This is a genomic window from Selenomonas dianae, assembly GCF_030644225.1.
Lineage (GTDB): Bacteria > Bacillota > Negativicutes > Selenomonadales > Selenomonadaceae > Centipeda > Centipeda dianae.
Genome location: NZ_CP128650.1, coordinates 2247978 through 2268641, shown reverse-complemented (window position 1 = coordinate 2268641; position 20664 = coordinate 2247978). Strand labels below are relative to the sequence as shown.

The following is a 20664-nucleotide window of genomic DNA, read 5'->3' as shown; positions in this document are numbered from 1 at the left end:
GAGGGGAACGATTCTCCCGCTATTGATCTTTCGAGTATTGACTACGAAGCAGATATGAGTACGACGAGCGGCAAGAGGGCAGTCTTTCAGCGTAATCTTGCCGCTATTTTGGCGCTCAAAAACATGGAGCGTGAGGGACGTGCAGCAAGCCCCGAGGAACAGCGTCTTCTCCAATCCTACAGCGGGTTTGGAGGGCTTTCTGAGGCGTTTGACCCTGCCAATAAGGCTTGGGCAAACGAATATGATGTGCTGCAAAAATATCTGACGAACGAAGAATATCGTTCGGCACGCAGCAGTATTCTGGATGCCTATTATACCCCGCCTGAGATTGCCGAAGCCATCTACGAGGGGCTGCGGCACATTGGTTTTACACACGGGAATATTCTTGAACCGTCATGCGGCGCGGGAAGATTCTTCTCTGCGATGCCAGATGACATACGGTCAGAGAGCAATATTTGCGGGGTAGAGCTGGATTCTCTTTCTGCTCGCATCGTTGCCGCTGCGCATCCGGATGTGAACGTGGCATCACAGGGCTTTGAAACAACGCGCTTCGCGGATGGCAGCTTTGATCTTGCCGTTGGGAACGTACCGTTCGGAGATACACCGATTACGGGTGATCCCAAATACGGCGGTGCGGCTCTTCTGCCGCATGACTACTTCCTCATGAAGATGATCGATGAAGTCCGTTCTGGCGGGCTTGTTGCTGCCATTACATCCAGCGGCACGATGGACAAGCTGAGTGAGCGCACGAGAGCGGAACTCGCCGAACGTGCTGATCTTGTCACAGCAATGCGTCTTCCCAGCACAACTTTTGAAGGAGCTGGCGCATTCGTTACGTCGGACATCCTCATTTTTCGGAAAAAAGGGGGCGAACGTACCCCCATCGAAACGCATACGCGCGTTGTGAATGATGCTTATTGGTGGAAATCTTCGCGGCAAGTCGAGCGTCTCAAGGGAACTCCTCTTGAGACACGTCATGCCGTCAACGAATATTTTTCTCAGCATTATCAGGATCATGTGCTCGGTACATGGGAAGAGCGGAACGGGCGTTACGGGACAGAGCTTTCCGTTGTTTCGGGCACGGACAATCTCAAAGAGAAGATTGTCGATGTGTTTAAGGAAATCCCCCAAAACAGTGTATATCTTCCCAGTGAGACGGCACTTCCGCTGCCCGTACAGGCAAAAGTACCGGATGCACGTGCAATGGGATTTTACATTACTGCGGGCGAGTTGGTGTTCATTGATACGCAGGGCGCGGAATCCACGCCGGAGCTGGATGAAAAAACGAGAGCGCGGGTGATTTCGGCAGTCCATCTGCGTGACGCAGGGCACAACGTCCTTGAGGTGCAGCAGCGTGACGGATCAAATGAGGAGCTGCGACAAGCGCAGAAGGCACTGAATGATCTCTATGAGAGCCATGTCAAGAGCTACGGGCATATTGCGGGAGATCGGACACTTGCGAATGTGTTCTATGCCGATCCGGGGTACAACTTCATACGCGCGTATGAGATTAAGGATGCCAAGGGGAACTTTGTCGCCAAAGCGGATATTTTTACGGAGCGGACAATCCTGCCGGAAGCACGCCCGGAGCACGCAGATACGCCGGAAGATGCACTCGTGATCTCAATCCAACAAAAAGGCGAAGTCGATCTTGCGTATATGAGTGAACTCTGCGGAATCCCTGTACGCGAGATTCCGGATGAGCTTGAATTTACACATCTGTATTTTGACGACCGTACGAAAACCTACATACAGGCAGATGAGTATCTGTCCGGCAATATTCGCACCAAAATAGATGACATTGACGAACTGACGGCACAGATTCGCGGGGAACGCGACAGTTATCTTGCACAGACGTATTACCCCGAACAGCACGCTGAGCTTGTGGAGGGCTTTCCCAAAACACTGCCGGAGCCGCAGAACGAAATGGAAGAAGGTCTGAGGGATCTGTTGCAGCAGTTTTCGCAGTTGGGGCGTTCCCGATTGCACTCTGATTTTCGCGCTTATGTGGAGAGCATCGACCAAACGAAATATCCGGAGTGGCGTACGAGTGTTTCGCGCTATATGCTTTATGCCATGCATAAAGCGGATGGAAATTATGGTCGGTATTCCGATTGGATTCCAGACTCTTTGGCAACCGACTGTGCCCTCGGCTTTCAACTTCTGCGCCGTGATTCGAATTTTTTCTCGCAGCGAAGTAACTGGCGATTTGGTGATCTGATACATGCTTTTGACTTATATCAGGCGCAGCATCCGGAACAGTCTTCCGGCGCAAATAGGCGCACGTTCATGGAGGATTTGCATGATCCTGTGCGGAGGCTTTCGATGCTCCACATGATAGATACTGCACAGCAGTATCTTGTTTCGTGTGAATCCAAAGGCGAGAAGCCGCAGCACACGGAGTTAGTGGAACTGTATGAGCAAGCAGCCTCGGAGCATAATATACGCATGGCAGCACACCATGACGAACAAACGGAGCTGTGGGATATGAGGCTGGAGCGTGCGCAGAAAAATCGGGATGCGCTCATGACGGTACTTCCGCAAGATGTTGAGATCGGTGAGATCAGTGTAGGGCTTGGGACATCGTGGCTCAAGCCCGCATATGTTGAGCAGTTCATCCAGTCTATCGGATTGCGGGAAGTGCATGTTGACTATGTAGAGGAAACGAGTTCGTGGAAGGTCACGAAAACGGAACGTCTATCCTATGAACTCTCGGCAGAAACGCAGTATTCTGCGGGTGGGAAGACCGCATACGACCTCATCGAACAATGTCTCAACCAGCGCAACGCGCAGGTGAGAGTTCCGATCGCAGAAGGTTCCGATCAAACGGTCGTCGATCCGGAACTTACGACACAGGCGCAGATGAAACAGCAGGAGCTGCGCGATAAGTTCCGTTCGTGGCTGTTGTCCGACCCTACCCGCGTCAAGGAGATTCAGGAATACTACAATCGCCGTTTCAACAGCGTGCGGTTGCGCGAGTTTGACGGCTCGAAACTCACCTTCCCCGGCATGACAAATACGATTTCCCTCAAGCCGCATCAGAAAGATGCGATTGCACACAGCCTTTTCGGCGGCAATACGCTTTTTGCTCACTGCGTCGGTGCTGGGAAGACATTTGAGATGATCGCCTCCATTATGGAATCTAAACGCATGGGGCTTTCACACAAGGCACTCATGGTCGTTCCGAATCACCTCACCGCACAGACCGGCGAGGAGTTTCAGCGACTTTACCCTCGGGCGAAGATTCTGGTCGCACAGAAGAAGGACTTCGAGAAGAAGAACCGGCAGGAGTTTATCTCCCGCATCGCTACGCAGAACTGGGATGCGGTCATCATCGGCGCATCTTCCTTCGAGAAGATTAAGCTGTCCGCAGAGCGTGAAACGGCAATGCGGCAGCGTGCCATTGACGAACTCGAGGATAAACTCTTCTCGCTGCGGGCAAATGGGGCACATGCCAAAGATTTCTCTGTCCGCAACATCACAAAGCTCATCACCAATCAAAAGAACCGTCTGAAAAAACTCGAACAGTCCAACCGCAAAGGGATGGATGACGTGATTACCTTTGAGGAGCTTGGCGTGGACAAACTCGTTATCGATGAGGCGCACGAGTTCAAAAATCTTGAGGTTATGACCCGTCATGCCCGCGTTGCCGGTGTCGGTACGACCGACCATGTGCAGAAGACATGGGATCTCTACATGAAGACACAGTACATCAACGAGATCACGCAGGGCAGAGGACTAATCTTTGCGACCGGAACGCCGATTTCCAATGCTATGACCGAAATTTATACCATGCAGCGGTATCTTGCTCCGGATCGCCTGAAAGAATTGGGGCTTGAGAGCTTTGACGCATGGGCTGCGGCTTTTACGGATATTACCGTCAGTATGGAGCTGAAGCCGGAAGGACGCGGCTATCAGCTCAAAGAGCGGTTTTCGAATTTCCGTAATCTACCGGAACTCATGACGAGCTTTAAGTCGTTCGCCGACGTGCGGACAGCCGATATGCTCGGTAAAGATGTCATCGTCCCAACCGCCGATATTATCGTCGATAAAGCCCCCGCCTCAGAGGAACAAAAAGAGATCATCAGTGATCTTGTGACACGCGCTGATGATATTCGCAGAAAGACACCGCAGGATGTTCTTCGAGTTGATGGGACGATGACGAAGGACAGCATGCTGCTCATTACACATGCCGGTAGGGCATTGTCCCTTGATCCGCGCCTTGTCGTTCCGGAGGCAGCAGATGCGCCGGACAGCAAGGTAAACCGATGTGTGAAAAATCTGCTCGAAACATACCGTGCGACGAGTTCAGAGCGTGGTACGCAGATCCTTTTCTGCGATGAATCCACATCTACGGGCGCAGGAAAAGGTGGCTTTAACGTCTACGATGACATTCGCGAAAAGCTCATTCAGAGCGGGATTCCGCGTGAAGAAATTGCTGTTGTGCAGGAAGTTTCAGACAAGGATAAGCAAAAACTCTTTGATAAAGTGCGCAGCGGCGAGGTTCGTGTCCTCATCGGCTCCACAGGAACGCTCGGCGTTGGGACGAACGTGCAGGACAGACTTGCCGCACTGCATGATCTTTCTGTTCCGTGGCGACCCGCTGATCTTGAGCAACGTATGGGGCGGATTGTTCGCCCCGGCAATCGCTATGACAAGGTGAAGATTTTCCGCTATGTAACAGAGGGGACATTCGATGCCTACCTATGGCAGACGGTCGAGAACAAGCAGAAGCAGATCGCTCAGGTCATGACGAGCCGAAGCCCACTGCGTACGTTGCAAGATATGGACGAGACCGTTCTCTCGTATGCCGAACTCAAAGCCGTTGCGACAGGGAATCCGTTCCTACGTGAGAAAATGGAGTTGGAAAACCGTCTTGGTCGCATCCAGATTGCAAAGATTGACTATGAATCGACGCGGCAAAAATTGCAAAAATTTACAGTGATTGATGGTCCGGCACGCATCAAGGAGCAGGATGCGAAAATTGCGGGGTTGATGGACGACAAGCTCCGTATGGATAGTGCTTGCTTGCAGAATGAACAAGGAGAAGAACTCTTTCAGATGACGCTCTGCGGAAAGCTCGTCACCGATCGCAGCAAGGCAGCCGATATTCTGCATAAGGCGGCAAAGGGGGGCTTCTCGGCGACAAAAGACTTCAGCGGAGAGTATCGGGGATTAAAACTTCAAATACGCATCGATCCGATAGCGATGCAGCCGTATATCATTTTGACGGGGAAACGCAGTCATCGCATCGGTTTTTCGGATAAGCCGGAAGTCACGGTGCGCCGCATTTCTTCCCTCTATGACGGGATTGTAAAGGAACTCTGTCAAGTGCAGGAGGAGCGTGCGCGTATTGCTGCGGATGTCAAAGATGCAGAGGAGGAGATCAAGAAACCGTTCCCACATGCCGCAGAGGAGGCAGAGAAAAAGGCGCGGCTGATTGAGATTACAAAACAGATGGAAGTGAGCAGCGAGGAATCAATCGCCGCACGCGGTGCTCGGCGAACTCAACCGATCGACCGCGAGGAAGGTCAGACACACACTGTGCACGCGAGATGAGAAGGAGGCTTAAAGAAGTCATGGAACAGCCATCCGAAGAAAAGAATCCCATAATTGAGACAATGGATGATTCCGGTATATTTTCTTTTCGTGACGAGTATGCCTTTCTCTCGAATATGTTTCCGTGCACTATTTCTTATAAAGGGAACACATATAACAATGTAGAGGCAGCATTCCAAGCTCAAAAGGATCCAACAAGAGCAAAGGAGTTTTCTCGACTGACAGGAAAGGAGGCAAAAAGAAAGGGACGCACAGTAAGGTTGCGTCCTGATTGGGAAAGTGTCAGAGTAAATATCATGGAGGAACTGATTCTTGCTAAATTTACACAAAACGCTGATCTAAAGACGGTTTTGCTAAAAACCAGAGATGTCAAACTAGTGGAAGGAAATACATGGAATGATCACTTTTGGGGCGTTTCCAAAGGAAAAGGAGAAAATAAACTAGGTGTAATTCTAATGAAAATCAGGCAGCAAATGCTAATAAAGGAGGAGAAACAGAAAATGGCAAATGTAGGACGAAAAAACAAAGCCTCCAAACCCGATCTGTACGAGCAGACTACGCAGAAAATCATTGCACTGATGGAGAGCGGAAAACTCCCTTGGCAACAGGGCTGGGACAACAACGTCGGTGCAGCACTTGTCTGTCCGATCAACGGAAAGAGCCGGCATCGGTACTCCCGTATCAACAGCGTATACCTCTCGTTCATCATGGCAGAAAAGGAAAGCAACGATCCTCGGTTCTTTACGATGGGAATGCTGAACGCTCAGAATCGTATCTTTCGGGAGCGCGTCGCCGCACTAAAGGAGCAGGGTGATCCCGTCAATCCTGAACTCGAATGGCAATATGGTGTCAGAAAAGGTGCAAAGTCCGTGCTCATTCAGATGTCATGGAAGCAGACGCACGATAAGAACGGGAATCCGCTGCCAGAGGATGAGCAATACTGGGCGAAGCGGTTCTGCAACGTCTTTCACGCATCTGATTGTGTGCGTCGTGAATACCTGCGGGACGCAGACGGGAATCCGATCCTTGACGCAGATGGTAAGTGCACCTATAAAGAGCATCCGCTCAAGCCATACGTTCCGAAAGAGCGGGGATATACACATGAGGAACAATATGAGATTGCAGAGGGCATCCTAAAGGCAAGCGGCGCTGTCATCAAGCATGATGTTCCTGCGGCGAAACCTCATCCATGTTATTCACCGTCAACGGATGATATTCATTTGCCACCGAAGGAGGCGTTTCCCAGTCTCGGCGAATACTATGCGACTGCGCTGCACGAGCTTGCGCATTGGACGAGCCACAAGAATCGTCTCGATCGGAATCTGACAGGCGAGCATGGCTCACCTGAATACGCAAAGGAAGAACTGCGCGCAGAGCTTGCTTCTGCGTATCTTGCACTTGATTTCGGGCTGCCCATGAATCCGACCAATCACGCAGCGTATGTCCAGAGCTGGGTGCAGGATCTCAAAGAGGATAAGATGGAGATTTTCCGCGCCTCCGCAGAAGCACGGAAGATTGCAGACTATATCAAGGGATTCATGCCTGAGCGTTTCCGTATGGAAGATCTGACTGTGGCGAATGAGGACGTTATCATAGATAGTGCAGAAGACAAAGCACCGGAGGAAAAAGCGGTGACGACCGATACCCCTTCGATCGGTGATACCATGCCTATCCCTGTTACCGATTTGCGTACATTGACGCTTCCACCGGAAGCACTGGCACGTGGGACGGCACGGTTTTACAAATACCTTTTGACGGAGCGTCCGGCTGATGCAGGGGCAATCCCAAAGGAGAATCTCTATCTCGTCGATTCGGATGACAAGTCTGCGCGTTATGGAGCAGCATATTATGAAAAGCAGCTCCCTGCAAGCGTGGCTGCCGCCTACGAGATGACCCCGGACTACAACTACTTCGCCAACAAGTCTATGCACGTTACCATCTATCAGCATAAAGAAGGTGTCTCGCCAACAGCATCGCTGCCGTACCTGAATCGTGACTACGAAATCACCGCGCAAGAGAACTATGTCCGTACTGACATGATGCGCGAGCATGGTCTCGATCAGATTCTTGCACATTATGCTGTGCGCCCGCCGCAGGAAGGACGCTTTCTTGAGGAAGGTGATCTCATCGAAACAGATGGGCGCATCTTCCGCGTGGCAGATGTCGGATTTGTCGAGCAGGAACTGAACGTGCATAAGGGGGATTTTGTCCTTACGCCGCTTGCGGATGAGCGCGTGCAGCAGCTTCGCACAGCAGCACAGGAAAGTGTTGGCGAAGACACCTATCGGCTGTACTGCGATAAAATTCGGGAGATGTTTTATCGTGCTGCGCAGACAGAAGAAACGATGCGCACGCATCCCGGTGTCTTTGCGATGACGGATGTTCCACAAGAAAACGAGCGTATCTATGGCGACAGGGATTATGCGCAAGGATTTCGTGAGCGTGCATATCAAAGCGGTATTTCCAGCTATACGCCGATGGATGAGCGGGGATGGCAAAAGGCAGATATGGAGTTTGCTGTCGAAGAAATAAAAGCCTCGCTCGCTGATGATGCAGATGCCTATCTTGAGCTCGACCGTCTGCGCAGCAATATCGCTGACACAATCCAACGCAACAGCCCTTACGCTGCCATTTCTCAGGATCGATCCTACGGGAAAGAAATTGTCCGTAATGCAGAAAAAGAGCCGTCAATCAAACGGCTCTTGTCGGTGAATGAACTGGAAGTGAGAGAACCTGCTCTCGTTGTACAGTATATCAGATAGCATGTATCGAAGAGAGGAGAAAGAGCGGTGCGATACATCAAGGAGCTTGAAGATGCTCAAATTACCAAAGATGAAGATCATTTTACCAAGGAAATACAGGAGTGGTTTTCAGGAGACCGGACTTCAGGCAGTTTGCCAATACGGGTAGCTCAGACTCCGTTGGCATTACAGTTTGTCGGAATGGATGATTTGCCGATTTACGTTGATGTTTCTAAATTAAAAGCTATAAAAAACGATCACCCTGAAATCACAACAGAGGTATATCGGCAGATACCTAGAGCTCTTGCCGATCCAATGATGATTATGAAATCTAGTACGTCTCCTGATCGTCTAGTGGCAGTTTTAGATGTGAAGGATGCTAGTGGCGTAAACATCATCATTCCATTTGAGCTGAATGTTGATCGCAATGAAGGGCGCGTAAACATGATGACATCTGTTTATGGCAAAGGAGATGGTGGACACATCAATTACCGCTGGTATGTTCGTAATATTATTGACGGCAACTTGGTTTATGCACACACAAAAAAGGCTACCAACTTTCTAGCTCCCGCCGGGGTCCAATTCCCCATGGCAGCTAGAAAGGGCAACCTTGTTACTTCCAGTATAAAGACAGAAAGTGATCTTGTCAAGTTCAAACAGGAAAAAGAGGAGGAGCTATTGATGACAGCGGAAAAAGATAGATATTCTAGTGACTATCATCAGGAGATTTCCGACAGCCTGACGATGGCTGAGGAGGCTCTGGACGACAATGCCATAAAAGAGCTGCGCGGCATCGCCGACGATCTTCATACAAGCATGAAGAATGTGGAGGAGGCAGAGCAGACCTGCGGCGCAGATCAGGAGACATGGGACGGCTACGCTACGCACCACGAGAACATTGTCCGGCAGATTGAGGCGGCAGGTGATGCAAGGAGCGAAGGCAAGTCCGATGCGGAATGCAGCAGGGCACTTCACGATGCGCATGAATCCATGCGCGAGGGAGCTGCCTACATGCAGGAGCGATGCGAACTCATTCTTCAGCGGGAGAAGGAGTATCAGGAGCAGATCGAAGGGCTTCGCCAGCGGATTGAGGAGCTGGAGCGTGAGCGCGAATTGAAAGCGCAGTCGTCCGAGGAGCTTGCCCGCTGTATCGCCGTATCAACGGAGTTTCTCGCTGTTATCGATGCAATGCGCAAAGAGGCAAAGAATCAGCCGCGCATTGTTGCATCCGAGATGTTTGCTGCATCGCGGGAATCTGTAAAAGAAGCCTACTACTCCGTGAAACTTGCGCCGACCAAGGTCAAAAGCTATTTGAAGCAAAAGGCGCACAAGGCGATTGACGGTGTGCTTCACAGCGTTGCGGGCGTATTCGACAAAGGCATCACCGCCCTAACGCAACGGCGTGACGAAATTATCAAGAAATCACATGAGGTTCAATCGGCGACGGAGTTTTATCGTGATGCCATGAAACAGGAAACAGAGGACGGCAAGGTGCAGGGCACGGTGGAAACAGAACGGCGTGTTGCAAGCCGCATGGCGAAAGCCGGATTCGGTGTCTATGCCATCGAAAAGACATTGCACGCCGAATCTCCGCACCGCAAGGAGATGGAGAAAGGCGGGGCGAGGAATATTGCAAAGGATTCTGTGCGGGAGAGGGAAGAGCAGCGCGAGGAAAAATCACGGTGACGTTACCGTCCTCGTGCAGATTCTTCAGCGATCTCGTCACGCTCGAACGCCGACATCAGCGTCCAGTTTTCATCCATGCGGTCATCACGATCCTTTGCGACCAGCTGAGTGGTCGGCACGCCGCGCAGCTGATCTGCAATCGCGCGTGCATCATCCATCGGTGAGCCGCCACTCCGACCGCCCTTCGAGACGACACGCGCAGCACCGCCGCGTTTGTCGCGTTCGGCTTCAACTGCGTTTACACGCGCATCGGCGGTATCATATTTTTGCTGTAGAGCTTCCAGCTCTGCGGCAATTTTTTTTACGTTCATGACGGCAGACCAGTTCTTGCGCATAATGCCGACGGCAATCTGCTGGATCTTTCTTTCTGCCTCCGGCGTATCGCGACGTGCATCGATCTCGCTGCGCAGACGGGCACATTCTCTGCGTTCATCCGCAAGTCGCATAGCTCTCTCTGAAAGTTCTTTCCGACGATCGGCGAGTTCTCGCTTCTCGTTTTCATACGCCGCTTTTTGACTGCCAAAAAGTTCATGACCGTTCGGTATCGGTTTTGCCATAAACACACGCTCATCATTTGTGAGTGCTTCCTTGTCGTTTGTAAGATACTCTTCGTTCTTTGCGAGTTTGCGTTCTCGTTCGCGCAGTCGTTTGATACCGCCGCGCTCATAGATGTTTTCTGCAATCTGTATGATGCGCTCGTATGAGAGCACTTCCTTGCGTGCAGCAACAAGCTCCGCTGCTTTGCTGCGCACCTGATGATCGGCGTGCTGCTTCGCATGGCGCAGAATCGATGTTACATCGTCGAGCGTCATCGAAAGATCGTCTCGCATGAGATCATACTTGTTCTGCGCTGCGAACGCGCAGCGCACGTTATCCAGCTTGCATCTTGTTTTCTCTGCAAGATCAGCGTACTTTTTCAGAGCTTTTAGATAGCGTGCCTTTGGAAGTTCGTTCCGGAAAAGGTAGTCGTTTATGCGATGCTGAATGTTTTTATGTGTGCTGCGTGCACTGAGTTTTTTGAGATGGGGCTGCAACTTCTTTGCCGCGTCTTTGTATTCCTGTGTGAGTTTCTGTATGCGCTTGTGCATGGCGATCTCGAGTTCGCCCATCGCGACATCCTCTTCCTCTGAGGCATCCGGGGGAAGCTGAAACGATGCACTGAACTCTTTCGCCTCGTTCAAATCTTTGCGTAACGACATGACCGTGCTCCACGCCTCTCTGCCCTCTTCGCCGAGGAAGTCGAGGCGTGCTTCTTCGAGCGCATCCTTTCCCCACATGACGAGAGAACCTAAGACCTCTACTTCTTTCCGTGCGTCTTCCAATTCATTTTTCTGTGCTTCGATTTCCTCCTGATCGTGTTGTTCGTATTGGGAAAGAAGTTCGTTGCGCAGCAAATCATGTGTTTCGCACGCAGCAGAAAACATCCGCTGCGCATCTTCTTCTTTCTCTGCATCGTTTTCAAGAGCGCGACGGATGATCTGATCCGTTCGTTGATCGTTGAATTTGCGCAGTTGCTTTTGGCGGCGCACGACATCATCGTCGCGGATGATGGAGATCGGCGATGTGGAAGTCTGCGGAAGACGATCCAAAATCTCTGCAAGCACCCAGTCACCGCGCATCTCCGCTTGCATCTTTTGGGCTTCGAGGCAGAGATGACTGACGCGCACCGGAATATCGTATTTTTCGAGCACATCATTTTGAATGCGTGCATAATCTTCGCGCATGGTGAGAAGATACTCCCGTCGATCTTTGCCGACCCACTTTTCTGCTTTTGGACATCCGCCGCGTTCCGGCGTGTTCGTATTGGCACGCTTGAAAAAAGTTTCGGGCGTGCGCTCTTTTGTCCGCTCGATGGCATCCAGTTCGCGCGTTGAGAACATGATGTGCACATGCGGATGACGCTCACCACCAGACATTGCTCCGATCTTTTCGTGAATCGCCCATGCGTAATAGTGCCCCTTTAGATGCTTTTCGAGAAAGCGGTCGATGATCTCTCTGTTTTGTTCCGTTGTAAGTTCCTGCGGGAGCGAAAAGACGATTTCTTTATATCGCTCACCATTTGAGCGTTCGAATCGATCGGCTGCATGGAAAAAGCGCAGCGGGGAATCGTTCGCCCACTGCGGAAGGTGATGACCGGTAGCGACGCAGCCGCCGCGATTCGTGAATGCGGCTTCGCGATTGATGTACTGTAGATGTGCAAACGCAAAATCGCCATCGACGTTTTTCTGCAAAACGCCGAGAATGGAATCTGCGGCTTTTTCTATTTCGCCTCTGCGTCCACGAGAAAGGGACCATCGCATAGCAAGATTAGACTCTCGTCTTCCTCCGTCGAGGTAAAGCATACGCTTTTCATCATCCGACAAAAACAGATGAGTACGTCTCCTTTTGTGAGCCACATTGCCGCCGGGCAGAACATGCAGGTGAAGTCCTTTTTGGGTAAGAGTTTCGATGGTAGATTGAGGAGCGTCTGACTGGAATACGCTGATGTCGAATCCATCGGCTCCGGACTTCCAGTCTCCTCGTATACGGGCAAGCCCACTTCTTCCAAATGTTCCTCCATCGCTGTCTGCTCCGGTGTATCGTCGAGCACTGATAGCAGATCCTTGAGCGAGTCCTCGCTGCCATTCAATCTCTTCACGCTCCTTCTGCATCTTTTCGTTGGCACGCTCCAAGTCCGCATCCGAAAAATGCGCACCCAGCTGAAGGTCTCTTTCGGCGATCAGGAGATTGCGCGTGAAACCCTCATCTCCATGAACACCGAGTTCATCGCCGAAAATTTTCTGCGCTGTCCTGAGTGCGATTGCCTGTGTCTCGATGGATGCCCCGTGACTGACGTGAATACCGTGTGCGTCGAGCTTGATATTTCCGAAGGGACTGCTATAGAGCAGCATCGGTTTTTTCGGCAGCGACAGAATTGGATGAGTGCCGTAAATCGTATTTTTATAACTTCCTGTTTGCAGGATAAATCTGCTGTCTGCATCCTGATATTTTCCTTCGCGGTTCACATACGAGATGTGTTCTGCCGATGAGACACGCATACCATTCGGCTTCTTGTCCGACTTCAAACGGAAGTGATAGCACGCCATGATCTCATCTCCTCTCGTTATTCTGCGAATATAGGTTACGGATTCTCGTCATTTTTGCGAAACCGAAGGTTCAAGGAGCGTAGGCGATTGGCAGAACAGAATCATTAAATTTTTGTGAGAATCACATTTTTATGATTCTGCGTTTTTTGCCGTTCCTGCACCGAGTTTCTCACCCGTGAGAAACTCCTAAGTGCACCTCGAAACCTCTCAAGACCCCCTGATTATACTATCGTGATACCACTATATCAAGTGACAGATTTGTCACATGGCACAATATGTTGTGCCATCGGAGATTGCTGTGATAAAATGCAGCAAGAAGCGAAATGTTATTTTTGCCAACAAGGCAAACTTTGTAGGAGGCGATTTCTATGTCAGTTGAAAACGAGAAGAATGAGACGAAGGATATGCTTGCAAAAATCGACGATCAGCTCCAAAAGCACATGAAGTCTTTGGAAAAGGCTGAAAAGGGGCTGAAGAGCGCACAGCAGAAAATCCGTACCTGCAAAAAAGCGATCAGCGACATCCAGAAGATGCGTAGCGCGATCATCGGTGAAAAAGTTGTTGCGATGGGATTTGACACGCCGCAGGAACTGGAACGCCTCTATGCGCTTGCACAGGAAAAAAAGGAGCAGGAAGTCATGCAGCAGCAAGCGTATGCGACCGAAGAAAATGCGGAGAGCGAAGCGCATGAGGGGGCGATGATGTGAAGCGTCTTTTTATCGCAGAGAAACCCAGTCTCGGGCGTGCGATTGCGCAGGGACTTGGAAAATGCACTGCAGGAGACGGATGTATCTACGCAGGGAATGACGTTGTAACATGGTGCTTCGGTCATATCCTCGAACAATGCAGTCCTGAGGAATACGATGAAAAATATGCAAAGTGGCGTATCGAGGATTTACCGATTCTTCCATCTGCATGGAAGATGAAGGTAAAGCAGAGTACCGCGAAGCAGTACAAAATTATCCGTGCACTTGTGAAGGATGCGGATGAGATTGTTCATGCCGGCGATCCGGATCGTGAGGGGCAGCTCCTCGTTGATGAAGTGCTAAGCGAACTTGGCGTTTTGCGAGCAAAGCCGATCCGACGTATTCTCCTCAATGCGCTGGATGAAAAATCCGTCGCGGATGCGCTGCGGAGTTTGCGCAGCAATGATGAGTTTGTCGGTCTGCGCAATTCCGCTCTTGCACGCAGTCGCGCCGACTGGCTCATCGGAATGAACCTTTCACGCATCTATACGATTCGTGCGCGTGAGGCGGGGTATACGAATACGGTCAGCGTCGGAAGAGTGCAAACGCCGACGATGGGGCTTGTCATCCGGCGCGAAATTGAAATCCAGCAATTTCGCCCGGTGACGTTCTTCACGCCGCGCATTCTTTGGCAGCATGAAAACGGCAGCTTTCTCACAAAATGGAAGCCGCGCGAACTTGATGGGGTCGATGGGGAAGGGCGCATCATCGAAAAGAATGTTGCAGAGCGCATTATAATAGAAGTAAAAAAATCTCCTGCGAAAATTTCCAGTGTAGAGCAGAAGAAAGGGACAGCGGCACAGCGGCTTCCGTATTCACTCTCTGCGCTGCAAATCGATGCCGGCAAAGTGTTTGGATATTCACCGCAGGATGTTCTTGATGCGCAGCAGTCCCTCTACGAAAAGAAGTACACAAGCTATCCACGATCCGACTGCGACTATTTGCCGGAGAATCAGCTTGCCGATAAAGATGCGATCTTAGAAAATCTTGCCGCACTCTCTGCGCCGTTTTCCGCGTTTGCTGAAAAAGCGGATCGCAGCATCAAGAGCCGCGCGTGGAACGATAAAAAGATTTCAGCGCATCATGCGATCATTCCGACGACCGTTCGCCCTGATTATGCGACACTCTCGGAAAAGGAAAAAAATCTTTACGGACTCATTGCGCGTGCCTACATCGCACAGTTTTATCCGGCGCAGGAATTTCTCTCTACGAAAATCGACGTTTCCGTTGGAGAGGAAATCTTTACGGCAAGCGGAAAAGTGATTTTGCAGGACGGTTGGAAAGTACTCTATCAAAAGCAGACCGATGATAAAGCAAAGGATGGTGCCGATGAGGTGCAGAATCTTCCAAGCGTCCGTGGAGGAGATTCCGTCACATATCAGGATGGGAAGATTCAGGAGGGCGTAACAAAACCGCCGCCGCGTTTTACTCCGGCAACACTCCTAAAGGCGATGAAAGAGATCCATAAGTATGTAAAAGATAAGGAACTCAAAGAAACACTCAAAGAGTGTTCCGGGATTGGAACGGAAGCAACACGCGCCGAAGTGATTGAAGTCATCCAGAAGCGCGGCTATGTCCGGCTCGAAAAAAATAACTTCGTGCCGAACGAACTAGGCATCTCGCTGTGCAAAATTCTACCGGACAAAATTATCTTTCCGGACATTACTGCGCAATGGGAGAATGATCTGGATGCGATCAGCAGCGGAAGCATGTCTGTCGAAGATTTTTCTGCGCAGCAGGAAGTCTATGTGCGGGAACTGCTTGAAAACGCGAAAACCTCAACGATTTCCCCACCGAAAAATATTGTGAAGTGTCCGCAATGCGGCAAGGCGATGGTGCGTAGAAAAGGAACGAAAGGGTTCTTCTGGGCTTGCTCCGGTTATCCGGAATGTAAAGCGACGCTGCCGGATAAAAATGGAAAACCGGATACAGCCCCCAAACGTCCAACAATGAAAGCGAGGAAATTCTGATGAACAACGTAGCTTTGAGTGGTCGTCTCGCTGCGGACATTCGCGAACACTACACCAAGACAGGGAAGCATGTTATTCATTTTCCGCTTGCCGTCCAGAAAGGTTTTCGAAGAAACGAGGAGGGGAAGTATCCCGTCAATTATTTCCAAATTGAAATTTGGAATAAGCTCGCCGATACCTGTGTCGATCATTTGATACGTGGTGATCGAATCAATGTGATCGGTCGTCTTGATTCAGACAGCCGTCAAGATGAACAGGGAAACACTTCCTATTGGACGAAAGTTGTCGCCACGGAGGTCGAGTTCCTGACACCTCAAAAGAGAGACGGCAAAACAAACGAGGAACTGCCGGAAACAGTTTCGGATGAATCGGTTTCCAAAACATCGTTTCCGACAGTGGATGATGACGAAATTCCATTTTGACCGATACTTCTCATCAAAAAAGGATGGATGACCGCAAATGCTGGCATCCATCCTTTTTTTCATGGAGAAATTTCGCTATACTGTGTGTTGGCGAAAACAATCAGAAAGGAGCTTTCTCCATGTACGAGGATTTTAACATTTTTTTATTAAAACTACCAGAGGACTGCAAGGAAATAACCACTGAGAGCTGCGTACAATTTCATTTGCCGCGCAAGCATCATGTTTGCCCTATTTGCGGATCACAGCATACCTATGTTCACTCCTATCGCTCGCAAAATTTATGCGGGCTTCCAACCGATACGGTCTATATCTATCGGAAACGCCGCTACCGTTGTCAGGATTGCGGGAAAGCCTTTTTCGAGGAAAACTCGTTCATCGAACGTTTTCAGCGCATTCCTCGCAGTGAAATCGACAACATTATCAAGGAGCACAGCGAACTTGTTCCGTCCGCACTTATTGCACGCAGACATGGAATCTCTACGAACACTGTTATGCGTTATTTTGAGCGAGCGATGAACTGCGTCGAAGAAAAAGAGGCAGCAAGCCCAAAAACATTAAGCACCGTTATTTCAATCGATGAGTTTCGAGGAAATGCTGGCGCACAATTTCAGGTCGTGGTCAACGATTTAGAGAAGCGTAAGTGTTGTGACATCATTGATGATCGCAGCGTTGCAACACTCTATGATAGGATCCAAGGCTATCCACTTGCGGATCGTGAAAGTGTTGCGCTGGTCAGCATTGATTTATCGCCGCTCTTTCGTCGGCTCGTTGAAGATTTTCTTCCCAATGCAGAAATCGTAGCCGATAAATTTCACGCGGTACGACTTGCCAACGATGCACTGGACAGCATCCGAAAAGAAGTCCAGACGGGACTTGATAAACATAATAGGAAATGGTTCAAAAACTCGCGCCGCGTTCTGCTTCGACGACAACATAAACTCAGCTCAGGAGAACGGGCAAAACTCTCGCAGATGTTCAGCCTCTCCGAAAAGCTGATCCTCGCCCATGCGTTGAAAGAAGAATACTATCGCCTCTTTGACAGCTGCGATCGGAAGACGTTTAAGGAACGGCTGCGAAATTTTAGGGAACACGTTCTTGCCTCTAATATTGCGCCATTCATCAGAGTTCTAAAAACGACCGAGCAGTGGAAAGAGGAAATCTGGAACGGGATCCGTACCGGCTATAATAATGGATTCACCGAGGGCTGCAACACAACGATTAAGACCTTGAAACGGGTATGCTACGGATTCCGTAGCTTTGCAAACTTCCGTCGGCGTATCATGTATATTCTCAACAGCGAAGAGCGTCAAAGTCGCCGTACAAAAAAATCCTAAAAATCCCCATTATTTTTCTCCACAACTATTGACAAAGAGCCAAAAATTCTTTATTCTTGCAAATAGAAATCAATTATACTATAATAAACAAAAGTGCGGGTTATCCCCCGCAGAACGGTTTGTTTTACGATGGGAGGAAATGTTATGAAGAAAAAAATGTTGGCGGCAATGCTCGGCGCGGCGATGGGTCTCTCCATGTATGCAGCACCCGCAGACGCGCATGGTGTTTTCTTTGCAAATCGCATTGATATGCATACGCTGGTGCTCGGCGAGGGGCCGCTCGACAATGCCTACAATCCCGCCTGTGTGCAGCACATTGATGCCTATGATGTGAATTTCCAGCCGACGACGGTGGAGCGCATGGACGGCGAGAAGAATGTCAGCATCGTGCCGGGCGATGACCTCGGTGTGACGGCGACGTTCTTTGACTACGGCTATTTCGCAAAGACGACGGACGGCAAGGTGATCCCGACGCGCGATTTTATGAGCGTCCCGAATCTCAAGGCGGTTACCTATGCGGTCAAGTACAACATCCACTACTGGAATGAGAATGTGACACCGGGCGCGATCTACAATGTGCCGATCCAGATCGTGCCTGCGGTGAATCCGTTGACGCTGCGGCGCGGTGATACGCTCCGTCTGCGCATCTACAAGGACGGCGAGCCCTATGCGAATGCGCCCGTGATCGCGGATGTGCTCGGCGATCTGACCAATGAGATGAATGCCGATGCGAACGGCTATATCTCTGTACGCGTTGCGAACAACGGGCTGAATGTCATCGGCGTTGAGGTCGGTTTCCCGACGGACGACCCGATCGTGACGAAGAAGGTGTTCAGCTCGCTCTCGTTCATCCTGCCGGCAGAGTAATACGGATCGGAACAGCGAAAGGGGTGCTGTGCGAAGCTGATCACTTCGTGCAGCGCCTCTTTTTGTATGCAGAAAGTTTGGCAGGGGGCAGGAGGAACGCTGCTCTCCCTGCGTTGCGCGGCGATTGCGATCGGTGTGCGGCGCGATGCGGAGATGGGCGCGTCAGGACAAAACAGATGCATTCTTGCAAATTGAGATTTGTTATACTATAATGAGAATACAAGGGACACCGTTTCCGCAGATTCATTGATTTCCCGATGGGAGGATACGTAATGAAGAAAAAAATGTTGGCGGCAATGCTCGGCGCGGCACTGGGACTCTCCATGTACGCAGTACCTGCGGATGCGCACGGCATCTACTATGCGAACCGCCTCGATCAGAAGGCGCTGGTACTCGGCGAGGGTCCGCTCGACAACATCTACGACCCCGACTGCGTGCAGCGCATTGATGCCTATGATGTGAAGTTCAACCCCACGACGGTGAAGCGCATCGACACGGACAAGAACATGATCCTCGTGCCGGGCGATGATCTCGGCGTGACGGCGACGTTCTTTGACTACGGCTATTTCGCAAAGACGACGGACGGCAAGGTGATCCCGACGCGGGATTACTCCGACATCGAGAATCTGATGGCGGTGATCTATGCCTACAAGTACAACGTTCACTATTGGAGCATGGATGTGAAGCCGGCGGGGCTGTACAACGTCCCCATCCAGATTGTGCCGGCGGTGAACCCGCTGATGCTGCGGCGCGGCGATACCCTCCTTCTGCGCATCTACAAGGACGGCGCACCGTACGCGAATGCCCCCGTGATTGCGGATGTGCTCGGCAACCTCTCCTCCGTGATGCAGGCGGACGAGAACGGCTACGTCTCCGTGCGCGTGTCGAACGACGGTCTGAACGTGATCGGCGTGGAGGTCGCGCTGCCGACAGCCGATGTAAACGTGACGAAGAAGGTGTTCAGCTCCCTCTCGTTCATCCTTCCAGCGGAGTAAGCCGTATTTTTGCAAACGAGAAAAGCGCAGCTGCGTACGGCTGCGCTTTTTGTGTGCGCGTGCAACTGTTTCCCTTGTATCGATCGAAAAAAAACGATAAAATAGAAAAAGACAATCTGCGTGCAAGGGAGGGAATCTACGATGAAGCGGCAGAACTACAACCCAATGAACGACTATCTGTTCAAATTTGTCTTTGGCAGGGAGGAGAGCAAGCGCATTACACTCAGTTTCCTCAATGCCGTGCTCGGGCGCGAGGGCGAGGATGAACTCACGGACATCGCGTTCGCTGATCGGGAATTTGATCCAAGGTTTAGCGAGGAAAAGCTTTCGCGGCTCGATATTTACGGTGTTGTGAGTGACGGCAGCAAGATCAACATCGAGGTTCAGCTGGTGAACTATCAGAATATGGAAAAGCGGACGCTGTACTACTGGGCGCAGATGTATCAGAGCCTGCGTAAGGGGGAGGACTATGAAAATCTGACCCGTTCGATCACGATCAATCTGCTGAATTTCCGTCTGCTGCCACAGGAGAACGCTCATAATATGTACGGACTGTACGACATCGCAAGTGGGCATCGGCTGACGGAGGACTTGGAAATCCACTTTCTTGAGATCCCGAAATTTCATGTGAAATCGGTTAAGGAAATGAAACGGCTTGAGAAATGGCTCGCGTATTTCTCAAACAAACTGGATGAACGGGAAACGGAGGAACTGGCCATGAGCGAGGCAGCAATCAGTGAGGCGATTCGGGCAGAGCAGGTCTTTATGCAGAGCGATGTGGAGCGTTGGCAGTACGAGCAGCGCGAGAAGGCACTGCGGGACTACATCAGCGGGATGAGAGCCGCGCGTCGGATTGGGCTTGCCGAGGGTCGTGCCGAGGGGCGTGATTTGGGGCTTGCCGAGGGACGTGCGGAAGGAACGCAGCAAGCGATGCTGCAAAGCCTACGGCATCTGATGGAGGAGCTTTCCCTCCCCCCGGAACGGGCGATGGATGTACTTCACATCGCACCTGCGGAACGGGCAAACTATTTACAGTTGCTCAAACAGTAGGATATGCGCAGAAGGAACAGCGCAGCTGCGTACGGCTGCGCTTTTTGTGTGCCGTTTTCTTGCAGTCATAGTTTTTCCTTATAAATTAAAACAATAGATAAAACAGGACAAAAGTCTGGACGGGGGGGTGACACGTGCTATAATTTCAATACATATTAAACTGTGGATAAGTTTGCCCACGGTCATTTGATATGTGCCACAATAACGC

12 protein-coding genes and 1 pseudogene are annotated in these 20664 nt (G+C 50.8%); 12 read left to right on the top strand and 1 reads right to left on the bottom strand.

The window, feature by feature from the left end:
- Positions 1 to 54 precede the first annotated feature (54 nt).
- The 4 genes and pseudogenes from QU667_RS10955 to QU667_RS10945 all read left to right on the top strand — a co-directional run bounded on the left by QU667_RS10955 (position 55) and on the right by QU667_RS10945 (position 9986).
- Positions 55 to 5559 (top strand): helicase-like domain-containing protein, encoded by a 5505-nt coding sequence (locus QU667_RS10955; RefSeq protein ID WP_304987203.1) that lies wholly within the window; start codon positions 55 to 57, stop codon positions 5557 to 5559.
- A pseudogene (locus QU667_RS11615) lies at positions 5556 to 5975 on the top strand (NADAR family protein); the annotation flags it as partial. The gene QU667_RS10955 and the pseudogene QU667_RS11615, both read left to right, overlap by 4 nt.
- An 84-nt stretch (positions 5976 to 6059) precedes the next feature.
- Complete coding sequence (locus QU667_RS10950) at positions 6060 to 8321, top strand: zincin-like metallopeptidase domain-containing protein (RefSeq protein ID WP_304987202.1); 2262 nt, start codon at positions 6060 to 6062, stop codon at positions 8319 to 8321.
- A 27-nt stretch (positions 8322 to 8348) separates the two neighbouring features.
- On the top strand, positions 8349 to 9986 hold the full coding sequence (locus QU667_RS10945; RefSeq protein ID WP_304987201.1) for a MuF-C-terminal domain-containing protein: 1638 nt from the start codon (positions 8349 to 8351) through the stop codon (positions 9984 to 9986).
- 2 nt (positions 9987 to 9988) lie between these two features.
- On the opposite strand, the gene QU667_RS10940 is transcribed toward QU667_RS10945, so the two are convergent.
- A complete protein-coding gene (locus QU667_RS10940; protein ID WP_304987200.1) occupies positions 9989 to 13072 on the bottom strand; it encodes a MobA/MobL family protein in 3084 nt (1027 codons plus the stop codon).
- A 368-nt stretch (positions 13073 to 13440) separates the two neighbouring features.
- Between QU667_RS10940 and QU667_RS10935 the strand changes: the two genes are divergently transcribed.
- From QU667_RS10935 to QU667_RS10900, 8 genes are all read left to right on the top strand, one after another.
- Positions 13441 to 13779, top strand: a complete 339-nt coding sequence (locus QU667_RS10935) for a hypothetical protein (RefSeq protein ID WP_304987199.1) — start codon at positions 13441 to 13443, stop codon at positions 13777 to 13779.
- Complete coding sequence (locus QU667_RS10930) at positions 13776 to 15788, top strand: DNA topoisomerase III (RefSeq protein ID WP_304987198.1); 2013 nt, start codon at positions 13776 to 13778, stop codon at positions 15786 to 15788. The genes QU667_RS10935 and QU667_RS10930 overlap by 4 nt, the downstream gene beginning before the upstream one ends.
- On the top strand, positions 15788 to 16210 hold the full coding sequence (locus QU667_RS10925) for a single-stranded DNA-binding protein (protein WP_304987197.1): 423 nt from the start codon (positions 15788 to 15790) through the stop codon (positions 16208 to 16210). The genes QU667_RS10930 and QU667_RS10925 overlap by 1 nt, the downstream gene beginning before the upstream one ends.
- A 119-nt stretch (positions 16211 to 16329) precedes the next feature.
- Positions 16330 to 17544 (top strand): ISL3 family transposase, encoded by a 1215-nt coding sequence (locus QU667_RS10920; protein ID WP_304987196.1) that lies wholly within the window; start codon positions 16330 to 16332, stop codon positions 17542 to 17544.
- A 144-nt stretch (positions 17545 to 17688) separates the two neighbouring features.
- Complete coding sequence (locus tag QU667_RS10915; protein ID WP_304987195.1) at positions 17689 to 18411, top strand: DUF4198 domain-containing protein; 723 nt, start codon at positions 17689 to 17691, stop codon at positions 18409 to 18411.
- Between the two features lie 66 nt (positions 18412 to 18477).
- A complete protein-coding gene (locus QU667_RS10910; protein WP_304987194.1) occupies positions 18478 to 18606 on the top strand; it encodes a hypothetical protein in 129 nt (42 codons plus the stop codon).
- Between the two features lie 77 nt (positions 18607 to 18683).
- Positions 18684 to 19406 carry a DUF4198 domain-containing protein gene (locus QU667_RS10905; RefSeq protein ID WP_304987193.1) on the top strand — a complete coding sequence of 241 codons (723 nt, stop codon included), beginning with the start codon at positions 18684 to 18686 and terminating at the stop codon, positions 19404 to 19406.
- Between the two features lie 141 nt (positions 19407 to 19547).
- Positions 19548 to 20456 carry an Rpn family recombination-promoting nuclease/putative transposase gene (locus QU667_RS10900; protein ID WP_304987192.1) on the top strand — a complete coding sequence of 303 codons (909 nt, stop codon included), beginning with the start codon at positions 19548 to 19550 and terminating at the stop codon, positions 20454 to 20456.
- Positions 20457 to 20664: the final 208 nt, after the last annotated feature.

Coding starts and splice junctions, on each gene's coding strand:
- QU667_RS10955 (WP_304987203.1), top strand. CDS start 55: ATGAGTACGACGAGCGGCAAGAGGGCAGTCTTTCAGCGTAATCTTGCC.
- QU667_RS10950 (WP_304987202.1), top strand. CDS start 6,060: ATGGCAAATGTAGGACGAAAAAACAAAGCCTCCAAACCCGATCTGTAC.
- QU667_RS10940 (WP_304987200.1), bottom strand. CDS start 13,072: ATGGCGTGCTATCACTTCCGTTTGAAGTCGGACAAGAAGCCGAATGGT.
- QU667_RS10935 (WP_304987199.1), top strand. CDS start 13,441: ATGTCAGTTGAAAACGAGAAGAATGAGACGAAGGATATGCTTGCAAAA.
- QU667_RS10925 (WP_304987197.1), top strand. CDS start 15,788: ATGAACAACGTAGCTTTGAGTGGTCGTCTCGCTGCGGACATTCGCGAA.
- QU667_RS10920 (WP_304987196.1), top strand. CDS start 16,330: ATGTACGAGGATTTTAACATTTTTTTATTAAAACTACCAGAGGACTGC.
- QU667_RS10915 (WP_304987195.1), top strand. CDS start 17,689: ATGAAGAAAAAAATGTTGGCGGCAATGCTCGGCGCGGCGATGGGTCTC.
- QU667_RS10910 (WP_304987194.1), top strand. CDS start 18,478: ATGCAGAAAGTTTGGCAGGGGGCAGGAGGAACGCTGCTCTCCCTGCGT.
- QU667_RS10905 (WP_304987193.1), top strand. CDS start 18,684: ATGAAGAAAAAAATGTTGGCGGCAATGCTCGGCGCGGCACTGGGACTC.
- QU667_RS10900 (WP_304987192.1), top strand. CDS start 19,548: ATGAAGCGGCAGAACTACAACCCAATGAACGACTATCTGTTCAAATTT.